Raw genomic sequence first — 12,399 nt, forward strand, 5'->3', positions numbered from 1 at the left:
CGGCTCGCGGTGGCAGCCTATCGCCGCAAAGCGCGCGCGATCGCTTGTGAACGATCGAGAGGTCATGACATAGCCGCATACCCCCCTCTGGCCTGCCGGCCATCTCCCCCTCAAGGGGGGAGATTGGATGAAGCAGCGTTCCGCTCATCTTTGACGTGGCGATTTGAGCGAGGTTCAAGCCTCTTGTCGATCTCCCCCCTTGAGGGGGAGATGGCCGGCAGGCCAGAGGGGGGTAGTTCAACCCGCTCACGCCGCAGGGCGGGCGGTGGCCGCTTCGGGGAAGAGGGGCACGAGTTCGGTGATGTCGTTGAGGCAATAGTCGGAGGCGTCGGCCAGCGACTGGCGGGAGCCGGTGCCCGTCAGCACGGCGACGGTGAGGCCGGCGCCGGCGTTGCGGCCCATGTGCATGTCGTGGTTGTTGTCGCCGACGACAGCGATCTGGTGCGGTTCGAGGCCCGTCGCCGCGCAGAAGCCCATCACCATGCCGGGTTCGGGCTTGGTGCCGAAACCGCTGTCGTAGCCGGCGACATAGTGGAGGTAATCCTCAAAGCCGAAGCGTTTTGCGGTCGCGCGGATCGAGGCCTCGTTGTCGCTGGAGGCGACGCCGAGCCAGTAGCCGCGGGCATGCATGGTGGCGAAGAACTGCGCGAGATCCGTGACGGCGACGGCAAGCTGCGCGGAATTGGCGAAGAGCCCGTCGAGATGGGCGGCGAGCGCCTCCACCGTGAAGGGCGAGCCGGCGGCGACCATGCCTTCCGCAATCTCGACCGTGTTGCCGGCGGCCAGCAGGCTGTCGGGCGTGACATAGCCGGTGTCCGGGTTCATGCCGCCGGCCAGGAGCAGCACGCGGGCCAGGTCCTCGTCGCCGGCGGCGGCGATGCGGGCAAGCTCGTAGTTCACCGGCACCCAGCTCTTGGCATAGTCGAGCAACGTCCCGTCCTTGTCGAAAAGGATGCCGGAGATGGTCTGCGCCTTGGTCATGGCTTGCCTTTTGGTCTGGTTTTCAGGTGGTCTGGCGCGGATGCAGCCGCGCCTTCACGGTGAGCGGATTGATATAGGGTTCCAGCCCCTTGATGGTGGCGCGTAGCGCCCCGCGCATCTCCTGCACGGTCTCCTGCCCCGCCTCGATCATCTGCTTGCGCATGTCGTCGTTCATCATGAGGTAGTGCACGCCCTTGGCCAGCATTTCCACGTCGCGCACCATCTTGGCGCTGCCGTTGCGGGCGAGCTGCTGGTAGGACTCGCGAAAATTCTGCACGTTGCCGCCGGACAGGATGGCGCAGCCGAGCATGGCGGGCTCCAGCGGGTTCTGCCCACCTTCGGCAAAGAGCGAGCGGCCGACGAAGGCGATCTCCGTCATGCGCAGGTAAAGCCCCATCTCGCCGATCGTGTCGCCGAGGAATATGTCGGTATCAGGCGTGAGCGGATCGTTCAGCGTGCGGCGGGCGACCTTGAGGCCGCGCGCCGTCAGCATGTCGGCAATGGCGTCGCCGCGCTCGGGATGGCGCGGCACGACGATGGTGAGCAGGCCGGTCCGCTCTTTCAGGGCGCGGTGCACGTTGCCGGCGGCGGCCTCCTCGCCCTCGAATGTCGAGATCGCCGCCCAGGTGCGCCTGTCGCGGATCTGGTCGAGATAACCCCTGAGCACGGCGGAATCGGCCGGCGGCGCATCCGTGTCGACCTTGAGGTTGCCCGAGACCATGACCGGCAGCGCACCAAGCGTGCGAAAACGGTCGGCATCGAGTTCCGACTGGGCGACGACGAGGGCGAAATTCTCGAAGATCGCATCGGCGATCGACATGCGCCGCTTCCAGCGCGGGAAAGAGCGGTCCGAAATGCGGCCGTTGACCAGGACCTGCGGAATGTGGCGCTTGCCGAGTTCCAGGATGGTCATCGGCCAGATTTCCGATTCCGCCATGATGGCGAGGTCGGGGTGCCAATATTCGAGGAAGCGGCTGATCGCCGGCTTCACATCGAGCGGCACATATTGGTGGATGACATCCGGCCCCAGGCGCTCGCACACCACCTTGGCCGAGGTGATGGTTCCGGTGGTGAGCAGGACGGCGATGCCGCGGCGGCGCACTTCCTTGATGAGCGGAATGACCGCCATCGTCTCGCCGACACTCGCCGCATGGAACCAGACGAGCGGGCCGGTGGGGCGCGCAACGCTGGCAAAACCGTAGCGCTCACGGCGGCGGGAGCGGTCTTCCTTGCCCTTCGCGGCGCGGAAGCCGAGATAGGGGCCGACGATCGGATAGAGCGCGACGCCGCCCCAGCGATACAGCGACAGCGCGAAACGGGCGAGCCGCCTGCTCATGCGCAGGGCACCGTCGTTGTAAGCTTGGGGCTTTTCGGCATCATGGAAGGTCCGGTCTTTCTGTTCGGCGCGGCCTCAGGCCGCGCGGAACGGTGTCGGGGGAACGTGGCTCAGCCGTTCTGCGGGTCCAGAAGGCGATGCATGTGGACGATGAAATAACGCATATGCGCATTGTCGACAGTCAGCTGCGCCTTGCCCTTCCACGCGGTGAGCGCGGATGCATAATCGGGGAAGATTCCGACGATATCGAGATTGTTGAGATCACGGAACTGGGTGTCCGTGAGCGTCTTCAGCTCGCCGCCAAAGACGAGGTGGAGGAGTTGTTTCGGTTCGGTGGTTTCGGTCATGTCTTCTCTCTTTTTCTTACCGATTTCGGCAGGTGGTTTGCGGTATTCCGCACCAAAGGTCAATGGCCGGCAAGGTGCCGGGAGGCGTCCACAAGCCCGGAAAGCCGGGACAAACCGGCGGCCGCCAGCGTCTCGTGGCTGACGGTCGGGCGGTTGTAGAGGAGTGCCTCGCCATCGAGCGTCACGAGCGCGCCGCCGGCGCGCGAAAGGATGAGGTCGGCCGCCGCCAGATCCCAGTCGTGGGCGTTGCGCTTGACCAGCGTCGCATCGATGCGCCCATCCGCCACCATGGCAAGCCTGTAGGCGAGCGACGGCACATGCGAGATGCGGTGCACGCCGCCGGAAAGGCCCCGGTGCAGGTCCTGCGTCATGTCCTCGGGGATCGCCATGCGCGTCGAACGGCTGGCATCCGGCTCGGTGACATGGATGGGCTCGCCGTTCTTCAGCGCCACGCCATCGGCGGCGGCGGTGAACAGTTCGTCGAGGGACGGCGCGAAGAGCACGCCCGCGACGGGGCGGCCCCGGTGCACGACGGCGGCGCTGACGCACCAGATGTCCTTGCCGGCGATGAAGGCGCGCGTGCCGTCGATCGGGTCGATGACAAAAACCGTCTCGCAGTCGAGCCGGCCGGCATCGTCGTCGGTCTCTTCCGACAGCCAGCCATAGTTCGGCCGGGCGGAGAGCAGCTCCTTCTTGAGGATATCGTTGGCCGCGAAATCGGCGGCACTCACCGGCGAGTGGCCGCCGTTCTTCCACCAGACTTCCGGCCCCTTGCGGAAGAAATCGAGCGCGCGCGCCCCCGCCAGCCGGGCCGCGCCGACGAGGAGGTCGAGGTCGGCGGTCCAGGTGTTGGCGGGGTTCGGCATGGTGTCACGTCCCGGCAAGCGTCATGCCTTCGATGGCCAGCGTCGGCGCGGCCACTCCGAACGAGCGGTCGATGTCATTTGCCGGCGTGATGCGCATGAACATATCGACGAGGTTGGAGGCGATGGTGACTTCGGAAACCGCGAAGGTCAGCTCGCCATTCTCGATCCAGTAGCCGGAGGCGCCGCGGCTATATTCGCCCGTCACCATGTTGACCCCCTGGCCGATCAGCTCGGTGACGTAGAAGCCAGTGCCGACGGAGCGGATCAGGTCTTCCGCCGAGATTTCGCCGGGCTCCAGCGCGAGGTTGGTAGAGGCCGGGTTGACCGAAGTGCCGCCGCGCACGCCGCGGCCGTTGGTCTTCAGGCCGAGTTCGTTGGCGGTGGAGGTGGAGAGGAACCAGTGCTGCAACACGCCGTCCTCGATCATCGCGAGGCGCTTGCCGGTGACGCCCTCGCCGTCGAAGGGACGGGAGGAGGAGCCGCGCACGATGAGCGGATCGTCGGTGACCGAAAGCCCGGCCTTCAGCACCTGCTTGCCCATGCGATAGCGCAGGAAGCTCGTCTTGCGGGCGACGGAGGCGCCGTTGATGGCGCCTGCGATGTGGCCGGTCATGCCGCGCGCCACGCGCGGATCGAAGACGACGGTGACGTTCTTGGCCGTCGGCACCTGGCGCGGGTTGAGCCGGCGCACGGCGCGCGCCGCCGCCTCGCGGCCGATCTCTTCGGCATCGCGCAGGTTGGCGAAGTAGAGGCTCGAATCGTAGTCGTAGTCGCGCTCCATCTTCGTGCCTTCGCCGGCAATGACGCTGACGGAGCGGCCGAAGCGGCTGGCGCTGTAGGCGCCGGAAAAGCCATGCGAGGTGGCGAGCACCAGGCCGCCCATGCCGGCAGAAGCACCGCCGCCGCCGGAATTGGTGATACCGGAAACCGCCAGCGCCGCGGCTTCGGCGGCAAGTGCTGCCTCGGTCAGCTGTTCGGCGGAGACTTCGGTCGGGTCGTAGAGTTCGAGATCCGGCCAGTCGCGCGCAAGGTCGGCCTCTGCGGCAAGCGACGCATAGGGGTCTTCCGGCGAGGCCTTGGCCATGGCGACGGCGCGCTCGGCGAGCACCGTGAGGTCGAAGCCGGGATTGGCGGAAACGCTGGCGACGCGCTTGCCGACGAAGACGCGCAGCGAGAAGTCGTCGCTCTCTGACGCTTCCGTGCCCTCAACCTTGCCGAGCCGCACGCTGACGGACGAGGAGCGGCCGCGCACGACGACGGCATCGGCCGCATCCGCCCCCGCCTGTATGGCGCGGTCGATGAGTTCGCCGGCGCGCGCGAGAAGGCTTGCGGAATCGATCGTCTCTGACATGACTTGGCCTTTCTTTGCTGACCCATTTATTGTGCAGTAGCACGAGCATCAAGGGCAGCCGCGCCTTTTTTGCCCTCGCGCCCGCGCCCCTCGAAGAAAGCCTTCCGCATGTCCTATACCCACAGCCCGTATAACGAGGTCCTGCTGATGCTCGGCGGCGCGCTTCTCGCCGCGCCGATCTTCAAGCGGCTGGGGCTCGGCACCATTCTCGGCTACCTCGCGGCCGGCGTGGTGATCGGCCCGATCCTGCACCAGATCCGCGACGGCGAGGAACTGTTGGGCGTCGCGGAACTCGGCGTCGTCTTCCTGCTCTTCCTGATCGGGCTGGAGCTGAAGCCCTCCCGCCTATGGGCGATGCGCCACGACATTTTCGGGCTCGGGCTGGCGCAGGTCGTCGTCACCGGCCTGGTGCTGGCGGGGCTGACTATGCTCTTCGGGCTTGAGGCGTGGGATGGGGCGCTGATCATCGGCTTCGGCCTGGCGCTCTCCTCCACCGCGTTCGCCATGCAGATCCTCGACGAGAAGGGCGACACCAACACGCGCTTCGGCCAGCGCGCCTTTTCCATGCTCTTGTTCCAGGACCTCGCCATCGTGCCGCTGCTGGCGCTGATCCCGCTGCTTGCCGAACAGGCGCCACAGGACACGACGACCGCCTTCCAGGACTTCCTCGTCGCCGTCGCCGCCATTGCGGCACTCTTCGTCGCCGGCCGCTATCTGCTCAATCCGTTGTTCCAGATCATTGCGCGCACCGGCGCGCGCGAGGCGATGATCGCCGCCGCGCTCTTCGTCGTGCTGGCCGCCGCGATGCTGCTGCAGATGGCCGGCCTCTCCATGGCGATGGGCGCCTTCCTTGCCGGCGTGCTGCTGGCCGATTCTTCTTATCGCCATGAATTGCAGGCGGATGTCGAACCGTTCCGCGGTATCCTGCTCGGCCTGTTCTTCATGGCCGTCGGCCTGTCGCTGCATCTCGACGTAATCTTTTCGAGCTGGCTGACCATCCTGATCGCCACGCCGGCCGTCATGCTGGTGAAGGGCTTCGTGATATACGGCCTTTGCCGTTTCACCGGGTCCTCGCACAATGATGCCGTGCGTATCGCACTGCTGCTGCCGCAGGGCGGCGAATTCGGCTTCGTGCTGTTCACCGCTGCCGCCGCCGCCGGCATCTTTTCAGGCGGCCTTGCCTCGCTGCTCATCGCCATCGTGACGACCTCCATGGCGCTGACGCCGATCGCGGCAGCCCTTTCGCGCTTCCTGCTGGTGGCGGATGTCGAGGAGGAGATGGAGGAGGATTTCGAGGGCGCGGGGGCAGACGTGCTGATGATCGGCTTTTCGCGCTTCGGCCAGATCGCCGCGCAGATCCTGCTTGCCGGCGGGCGCGAGGTCACGGTCATCGACCACTCGACCGACCGCGTGCGCCAGGCCGCGAATTTCGGCTTCCGCATCTATTTCGGCGACGGCACGCGCAAGGACGTGCTGCGCGCCGCCGGCATCGAACGCGCCAAGATCGTCGCCGTCTGCACGCAGGGCAAGGCCTCGACGGACCGCATCGTCGATCTCGTACAGTCGGAATATCCCAACGCGACGATCTTCGCGCGCTCCTACGACCGGGTGCACACCCTGTCGCTGCGCGCCCGCGGCGTGCAGCACGACGTGCGCGAAACCTTCGAATCCGCCCTCGTCTTCGGTCGGGAAACGCTGGAGGCGCTCGGCGTCGAGCCGGACGACGCCCTGGCCATCGGCGACGACATCCGCCGCCGCGACGTAGCGCGGCTGGAGTTGCAGGCGGCCGAAGGGATTTCCGCCGGGCGGCACATGCTGCATTCCAAGCCCGTGAAGCCGGAGCCGCTGCTGAAGCCAAGAAAAAAGAGAGAGACAGAAGTCGACGAGGAGGAAGGTGCTTAGATCTGTTATAAGACGCCGACTCGACAAGAAAGGAATTCAGTTGAAGGAAGAAAGCAGTGCGCCGGTCGAGAACGCCAACCGGAACGTCGCCCTCACGGTTGTAGAGCGATCAACCCCACTGGAACTACAAGCGATGTATCAGTGGGCGCAGGGTTGTTGGAAATTCGTGACAAGCCTTCGTCCAAGCTTGACAAAGCAAGACAGGCAATCCGGTTAACGTTGTCTAGCAAGATTATCTGGCCGACTGTAAGAATTCTCGCGAATAGGACTAAAGAAGTTGGCTGGGATAATCGCAGCCGCACAAGCCGCCTCGGCATTGCCGGCGCCGCAATAGGGATCGCTTTATTTGGAGGGCAAAGCGCAGGCATCGCGGCGTTGGGTACCGCTGTGGGCGTCCCGCTATGGATTGTCCTGGGAGCCGGCGCATCATTCGCAAACCTTCTTATTGAAGAAATTGTCAGGCGGCGCCAAGAGACGGATGACTGCACCTTTTCGGTTATTGAGGCAAAACGTGTCGATGTCGAAGACCGCTGATATGTTTACGCAGCATTTCCCTTAATCGCAGCAGACAGCTTTTCATCGAGCGCGCGCTTCAGCTCGTCGCGGATGCCGGCGGAGGTGGCGAGGACTTCGCCGGCCTTGACGAAATCGAGCACCCGGAAGCGGCCGACATCCGGGCGCAGATAGATGTCCGGCGCGCCCTTTTCGAGCTTCAGCGTGACGATGGAGCGCATGGTGAGCTGGGTCGCGCCATAGAGGCTGTCGACGCTGTTGGGCAGTTCCGCGGTGCCGGCCGCCGGCTGGCCGATCACGTCGACGCCGATGGTGATGTCGGCGTGGCCGATGAGGTGGTCGAAGGGCACCGGGTTCCACAGCCCGCCGTCGATCATCACCCGCCCGTTGATCATCACCGGGCGGAAGACGGCCGGCAGTGCGGCGGAGGCGGCGATTGCCGGAAACAGCGGGCCACTCTCGCAGACGCATTCGCATTGTCCATAATAATCCGACGTCACGACCTTCAGCGGGATCGCCAGGTCCTCGAACGTCTCCGGCAGGCGATCCGGCAGGAAGGCCTTCAGCACGCGCTCCAGGTTGAACTGCCCGACGCGGAAGCCGACCTCGGAGAGCCGCGTGGGCCTGAGGCTCCAGAGCCGGTTCATGATGCGGCTCGGATGGCCGATCGCGGCAAGCGTGTGCTCGCGGATTTCCCTGCCCGACATGCCGGCGGCCATGGCGGCACCCAGGATGGCGCCGATCGAGGCGCCCGAGATTAGCACCGGGCGGATGCCGAGTTCGTCCAGCACCTCAATGACATGGATATGGGCAAGGCCGCGCGCGCCGCCGCCGCCTAGCGCGATGGCGACCGTCGGGCCGCCTGGCGGCGATACGTCTGCGGAAACGAGGGCATCGGTCATCGCGGCGGTCTCCTGCTCGCTTTTTGTTTCCGCCGCATTATCCGACGGCGAAGCGATGCCGCTTCCGCTGGACATGCTCTACGGTTCAGCCGGACCGGTAGCGGTAGAAATGCATGCGCGTGTCGCCGAAGGTGCGGACTTCGAGAAGCTCGTAACCATCGACGGCGGCAGGCTGAATATCGGCACGCTCTTCAAGGATGGCAAGGGCGCCATCGACGAGCCAGCCGCCGCGCGCCGCCGCATCGAGCGCCCGCTCGCCAAGCCCCTTGGCGTATGGCGGATCGGCGAAGAGGAAGTCGAATGGCTCCACCGTGCCGACGCTGCCGAGCGCCGTTGCATCGCGCCGGAAAATCTTGGCGCGGCCGATGAGGCCGAGCGTTTCGATGTTGGAATGCAGGAGCCCCCTGCCCTCGACGCTCTGCTCGACGAAGAGCGCCGCGCGCGCACCGCGCGACACCGCCTCCAGGCCGACGGCACCGGTGCCCGCGAAGAGATCGAGCACCCGCGTGCCGTCGAGCGCCTCGGGATAGGCATGCGACAGGATGTTGAACAGGCTTTCGCGCGTGCGGTCCGTCGTCGGACGAATGTCATCCGACTTCGGCGTCGCAAGCGCGCGGCCGCGAAACTCTCCGCCGACGATCCGCACGGGCGCTTACTTGCCCTTGCCGCGCGGACGGCTGCCACCGGCGGGCTTGCCGCCAGCAGGTTTTCCACCCGAGGGGCGTCCACCCCCCGGCTTGCCGCCAAAGGACTTACCGCCGGACGGCTTTGCGCCGAAAGGCTTGCCGCCATCGCGGCGCGGCGGGCGATCGGAGAAGGTGCGTTCGCCCTCGGCACGGGGCTTGCGATCCGTACGATCGCCAAAGGAGCGCTCGCCTTCCGCGCGGGGTTTGCGGTCGCCACGGGCCGGACGGTCACCGAAGGAGCGGTCGCCACGCGGCGGGCGATCACCGAAATCGTGGGGGGCGCGGTCGTCGCCGGCGCCGGAACGCTTGCGACCGAAGCCGCCGCGACCGCCGTCGTCACGATCCTGCTTTTCCGGCTCGGAGGCGCGGATCCACTCGCCGTCCTCGTCGCGCGTCTTCAGCACGCGCAGCTTGTCGGCGCGGTCGTCACCCGGGCGGCCCCGGGCCGGCCCCGCCTTGCGATCGGGATCGAACTTCTTCGCCGTGCGGGTCGGCGCGCCATCGGCGGTGCGGCCGTAGCGCTTGGTCTTCGGCGCCCCTTCCGGCCGTTCGCGCGGCTCGCGCTTCACGCCTTCGGCGGTCTCCGCCTTCTTTTCGGCAACCGGACGGGCGCCGGGCGCCATCCAGACATTGGACTTGCGGGCACGCACGGCGGGCTCGCGCTTCGGCTTGCCTTCGAAACGATCGTCGGTGCGGTCGCGAGGGCCGCCGCGCGGCTTCTCGCCGAAGCGGTCGTCGCGCTTGGTGTCGAGGCGGGCGCGGGCCTTTTCGCGGCGGTCTTCCGGCTTTTCGCGACGGCCGGCGGGCTTTTCGCCCCAGGCGGGCTGCGCGGCCTCACGGGCCTTGGCGGCCGGCTTCTCGTCCGCATCGTCGACCGCGTGGTCGAAGAGTGGCGCATCGAAATTCGCCTTGGCTTCCTCGATGAGGCGGGGGCCGAGCTGGTCGCGCAGCGTGCGGCCGCGGATCTCCTGGGCGTGGCCTTCCGGCAGTTCGCCGAGCTGGAACGGGCCGTAGGAGATGCGGATCAGGCGGTTCACGTCGAGGCCGAGCGCGCCGAGCACGTTCTTGATCTCGCGGTTCTTGCCTTCGCGAAGACCCATGGTGATCCAGACATTGGTGCCCTGCACCTTGTCGAGCGTCGCGTCGATCGCGCCGTAAAGCACGCCGTCGACGGCGAGACCTTCCTTCAGCTTGTCGAGGTCGGCCTGTTCGATCTTGCCGTGGGCGCGCACGCGGTAGCGGCGCAGCCAGCCGGTCGTCGGCAGTTCCAGCATGCGGGCGAGGCCGCCGTCATTGGTCAGCAGCAGCAGGCCTTCGGTGTTGATGTCGAGGCGGCCGATGGACATGACACGCGGCAGGTCTTCGGGCAGGTTGTCGAAGACCGTCGGGCGGCCTTCCGGGTCCGCATTGGTGGTCACGAGGCCCGCCGGCTTGTGATAGAGCCAAAGGCGCGTGCGTTCGATGCCGCGGATCGGCATGCCGTCGACCTCGATGCGGTCGGCGAAGGTGGCGTTGAGCACCGGCGTGTCCAGCACCTTGCCGTTCACGCTGACGCGGCCTTCCATGATCATGCGCTCGATATCGCGGCGCGATGCGACGCCCGCACGGGCGAGCAGCTTGGAAATGCGCTCGGGCGCGAGGTCGGCGCTTGCCGAGGCGGCCGGCGCCGCCTTGGCGGGCTTCGCGTCGCGGGCCGGCTTTGCATCACGCGCGGGTTTTCCGTCACGCGGCGCGGATTTGCCGGCGAAGGGTTTGCCGCCCGGCTTCTTGCCTGCCGGCTTGCCGGCGGCAGAGTATGGCTTGCCCTCGGCGGCCGATGCGGCGGCACGGGGCTTGCGGTCACGGCCCGCGGGCTTGTCACCCGGCCGTTTTGGCTTGTCTTTGAATGTCATTTGTGCTGCCTGCGTTTTGGCGTGTCCTATCAGGTCACACGCCCCGGGTTAAGAGGAATTCGTGCCGCTCATGACAAATCGCTTCATGGAGATCGCGCTGGCCGAGGCGCGTGCGGCAGGAGAAAGGGGCGAAGTGCCCGTCGGCGCCGTGCTGGTGCTCGACGGCGCGGTCGTCGCGCAGTCCGGCAACCGCACGCGGGCGGAGAGCGATGTCACCGCCCATGCCGAGGTCGCCGTCATCCGCGAGGCGTCCCGCAAGCTCGGCCAGGAGCGACTGACGGGCGCCGATCTCTACGTGACGCTCGAACCCTGCACGCTCTGCGCCGCCGCCATTTCCTTCGCCCGCATCCGCCGGCTCTACTACGGTGCGGAGGACCCGAAGGGCGGCGCGGTGGACAATGGCGTGCGCTTCTTCGCCCAGCCGACCTGCCACCACGCGCCCGATATCTATTCCGGCATCGGCGGCCTGGAAGCGGCGGAAATCCTCAAGGATTTTTTCGCCGAACGGCGCTGATCAGCCTTCAGCGAACTGCCTGAGCTTGTCGCCGCTCAGCCGGTAGCGAACCCATTCGGACTGCGGCTCGGCGCCGATCGCGTCATAGACGCGGATCGCCGGGGTGTTCCAGTCGAGCACGCTCCATTCGAACCGGCCGCAGCCCTTCTCGATCGCGAGGCGCGCGAGATGGCGCAGCAGCATCTTTCCGACGCCGGCGCCGCGGTGATCGGGCGTCACATAGAGGTCTTCGAGATAGAGGCCGTTCTTCGCCTGCCAGGTGGAATAGGACAGGAACCAGACGGCGGAACCGGCGGGCTCGCCCGCCTCCGTCTCGCAGATCACCGCGCGGGTGACGGAGCCTTCGCCGAACAGCGAGGAAGCAATGGTCTCCTCGGTCGCCGCAACTTCGTGCAGCGCCTTTTCATAATCGGCAAGTTCGCGGATGAAACGCAGGATGGTGCCGGCGTCGCTGACCGACGCCGGGCGAATTCTGTAAGCCGTCATCGGCTTAGAAGGGCCACCAGGCGGAGCCGCTCTGCTTGGCTGCCTTCGCTTCCTTCTTGCGGCGGCGCTCCTTGGTGCGCTCCGGCTCGCCGAGATCGGCCGAGGCCTCTTCCGGAAGGCGGCGATAATCGACCGGCGGATCGCTCAGGTAACGGCGCTTGTCGGAATAGGCGCCCATCTGCAACCGGCGTGCGTCGCGATAGGCAGCGGTCTGTTCAGCGGCGGAAAGCTTGCGGTTCGTCGTGCTCTGCGCGGCGAGCGGCGAACGATAGTTCCCGTCGTCGCTGTTGGCCGCAGCCTCGGTGCGCAGACGCTCGCGCATCTCCTCGGGGCTTTCGATCCACTCGGGATTGTCCTTGCTGGAGACGGACTGCTGCGGCGTGGTCAGGGCGACCTCGTCCTTCGGCACCACCAGGCCACCGCGCGGCTGGTAGCGGATGTTCTTCTTTTCCGCGTCGTCAGGCCGGAGCGTCACCGCATTGCCGATATCATCCACAAGCTGCTCGCCGGCGGTCTTGCCGGTGCCGTAGGTCGGCCCCATGCAGCCGGTCAGCAGGAGGCTTCCACCGAGGAGGCCGATCAAGCCGGTACGCAGCCGAATATTTCGCGTCATTCCCATGAAT

13 protein-coding genes are annotated in these 12,399 nt (G+C 66.5%); 3 read left to right on the plus strand and 10 right to left on the minus strand.

All coding sequences use genetic code 11. From position 1 onward, the window contains the following. Window positions 1-246: 246 nt before the first annotated feature. From AC1Q6Z_RS21885 to AC1Q6Z_RS21905, 5 genes are all read right to left on the minus strand, one after another. Window positions 247-981 (minus strand): HAD family hydrolase, encoded by a 735-nt coding sequence (locus AC1Q6Z_RS21885; protein ID WP_492649260.1) that lies wholly within the window; start codon window positions 979-981, stop codon window positions 247-249. A gap of 22 nt (window positions 982-1,003) precedes the next feature. Next, the gene (gene waaA, locus AC1Q6Z_RS21890) at window positions 1,004-2,317 is read right to left on the minus strand and encodes a lipid IV(A) 3-deoxy-D-manno-octulosonic acid transferase (RefSeq protein WP_492649261.1); all 1,314 of its coding nucleotides are present in this window, start codon (window positions 2,315-2,317) and stop codon (window positions 1,004-1,006) included. A 110-nt stretch (window positions 2,318-2,427) separates the two neighbouring features. Then, entirely contained in the window at window positions 2,428-2,664 is a 237-nt protein-coding gene (locus AC1Q6Z_RS21895; protein ID WP_256118506.1) for a DUF4170 domain-containing protein, read from the minus strand. A gap of 59 nt (window positions 2,665-2,723) precedes the next feature. Continuing rightward, on the minus strand, window positions 2,724-3,530 hold the full coding sequence (locus AC1Q6Z_RS21900; protein ID WP_492649262.1) for a 3'(2'),5'-bisphosphate nucleotidase CysQ: 807 nt from the start codon (window positions 3,528-3,530) through the stop codon (window positions 2,724-2,726). A gap of 4 nt (window positions 3,531-3,534) precedes the next feature. Next, window positions 3,535-4,881: a TldD/PmbA family protein gene (locus tag AC1Q6Z_RS21905; protein WP_492649263.1), complete on the minus strand. Its 1,347-nt coding sequence runs from the start codon at window positions 4,879-4,881 to the stop codon at window positions 3,535-3,537. 108 nt (window positions 4,882-4,989) lie between these two features. On the opposite strand from AC1Q6Z_RS21905, the gene AC1Q6Z_RS21910 reads away from it, so the two are divergent. After that, window positions 4,990-6,783 carry a monovalent cation:proton antiporter-2 (CPA2) family protein gene (locus AC1Q6Z_RS21910; RefSeq protein WP_492649264.1) on the plus strand — a complete coding sequence of 598 codons (1,794 nt, stop codon included), beginning with the start codon at window positions 4,990-4,992 and terminating at the stop codon, window positions 6,781-6,783. A gap of 156 nt (window positions 6,784-6,939) precedes the next feature. Next, window positions 6,940-7,317, plus strand: a complete 378-nt coding sequence (locus tag AC1Q6Z_RS21915; protein WP_492649265.1) for a hypothetical protein — start codon at window positions 6,940-6,942, stop codon at window positions 7,315-7,317. A 5-nt stretch (window positions 7,318-7,322) separates the two neighbouring features. Here AC1Q6Z_RS21915 and AC1Q6Z_RS21920 read toward each other — a convergent pair whose 3' ends face one another. From AC1Q6Z_RS21920 to AC1Q6Z_RS21930, 3 genes are all read right to left on the minus strand, one after another. After that, the gene (locus AC1Q6Z_RS21920) at window positions 7,323-8,198 is read right to left on the minus strand and encodes a patatin-like phospholipase family protein (RefSeq protein WP_492649266.1); all 876 of its coding nucleotides are present in this window, start codon (window positions 8,196-8,198) and stop codon (window positions 7,323-7,325) included. 85 nt (window positions 8,199-8,283) lie between these two features. Further along, window positions 8,284-8,844, minus strand: a complete 561-nt coding sequence (gene rsmD, locus AC1Q6Z_RS21925) for a 16S rRNA (guanine(966)-N(2))-methyltransferase RsmD (RefSeq protein ID WP_256118501.1) — start codon at window positions 8,842-8,844, stop codon at window positions 8,284-8,286. Between the two features lie 6 nt (window positions 8,845-8,850). Then, window positions 8,851-10,776 (minus strand): pseudouridine synthase, encoded by a 1,926-nt coding sequence (locus AC1Q6Z_RS21930; RefSeq protein WP_492649267.1) that lies wholly within the window; start codon window positions 10,774-10,776, stop codon window positions 8,851-8,853. Window positions 10,777-10,846: 70 nt separating this feature from the next. Here AC1Q6Z_RS21930 and AC1Q6Z_RS21935 point away from each other — a divergent pair, with 70 nt between their 5' ends. After that, the gene (locus AC1Q6Z_RS21935) at window positions 10,847-11,290 is read left to right on the plus strand and encodes a nucleoside deaminase (protein WP_492649304.1); all 444 of its coding nucleotides are present in this window, start codon (window positions 10,847-10,849) and stop codon (window positions 11,288-11,290) included. Here the strand turns inward: AC1Q6Z_RS21935 and AC1Q6Z_RS21940 are convergent, their stop codons facing one another. Together AC1Q6Z_RS21940 and AC1Q6Z_RS21945 are read right to left on the minus strand one after the other, a co-directional pair. Further along, complete coding sequence (locus AC1Q6Z_RS21940) at window positions 11,291-11,776, minus strand: GNAT family N-acetyltransferase (RefSeq protein ID WP_492649268.1); 486 nt, start codon at window positions 11,774-11,776, stop codon at window positions 11,291-11,293. Window positions 11,777-11,780: 4 nt separating this feature from the next. Continuing rightward, window positions 11,781-12,395 (minus strand): hypothetical protein, encoded by a 615-nt coding sequence (locus tag AC1Q6Z_RS21945; RefSeq protein ID WP_435268639.1) that lies wholly within the window; start codon window positions 12,393-12,395, stop codon window positions 11,781-11,783. Window positions 12,396-12,399 lie beyond the last annotated feature (4 nt).

This window comes from Shinella sp. GW835-FHT14H05 (genome assembly GCF_058793575.1).

What these genes read in the sequence shown, in the direction of transcription:
- AC1Q6Z_RS21940 (WP_492649268.1), bottom strand. Translation starts at nt 11,776, where the DNA reads ATGACGGCTTACAGAATTCGCCCGGCGTCGGTCAGCGACGCCGGCACC.
- AC1Q6Z_RS21885 (WP_492649260.1), bottom strand. Translation starts at nt 981, where the DNA reads ATGACCAAGGCGCAGACCATCTCCGGCATCCTTTTCGACAAGGACGGG.
- AC1Q6Z_RS21900 (WP_492649262.1), bottom strand. Translation starts at nt 3,530, where the DNA reads ATGCCGAACCCCGCCAACACCTGGACCGCCGACCTCGACCTCCTCGTC.
- AC1Q6Z_RS21930 (WP_492649267.1), bottom strand. Translation starts at nt 10,776, where the DNA reads ATGACATTCAAAGACAAGCCAAAACGGCCGGGTGACAAGCCCGCGGGC.
- AC1Q6Z_RS21935 (WP_492649304.1), top strand. Translation starts at nt 10,847, where the DNA reads ATGACAAATCGCTTCATGGAGATCGCGCTGGCCGAGGCGCGTGCGGCA.
- AC1Q6Z_RS21910 (WP_492649264.1), top strand. Translation starts at nt 4,990, where the DNA reads ATGTCCTATACCCACAGCCCGTATAACGAGGTCCTGCTGATGCTCGGC.
- AC1Q6Z_RS21905 (WP_492649263.1), bottom strand. Translation starts at nt 4,881, where the DNA reads ATGTCAGAGACGATCGATTCCGCAAGCCTTCTCGCGCGCGCCGGCGAA.
- AC1Q6Z_RS21895 (WP_256118506.1), bottom strand. Translation starts at nt 2,664, where the DNA reads ATGACCGAAACCACCGAACCGAAACAACTCCTCCACCTCGTCTTTGGC.
- waaA (WP_492649261.1), bottom strand. Translation starts at nt 2,317, where the DNA reads ATGAGCAGGCGGCTCGCCCGTTTCGCGCTGTCGCTGTATCGCTGGGGC.
- AC1Q6Z_RS21945 (WP_435268639.1), bottom strand. Translation starts at nt 12,395, where the DNA reads ATGGGAATGACGCGAAATATTCGGCTGCGTACCGGCTTGATCGGCCTC.
- AC1Q6Z_RS21920 (WP_492649266.1), bottom strand. Translation starts at nt 8,198, where the DNA reads ATGACCGATGCCCTCGTTTCCGCAGACGTATCGCCGCCAGGCGGCCCG.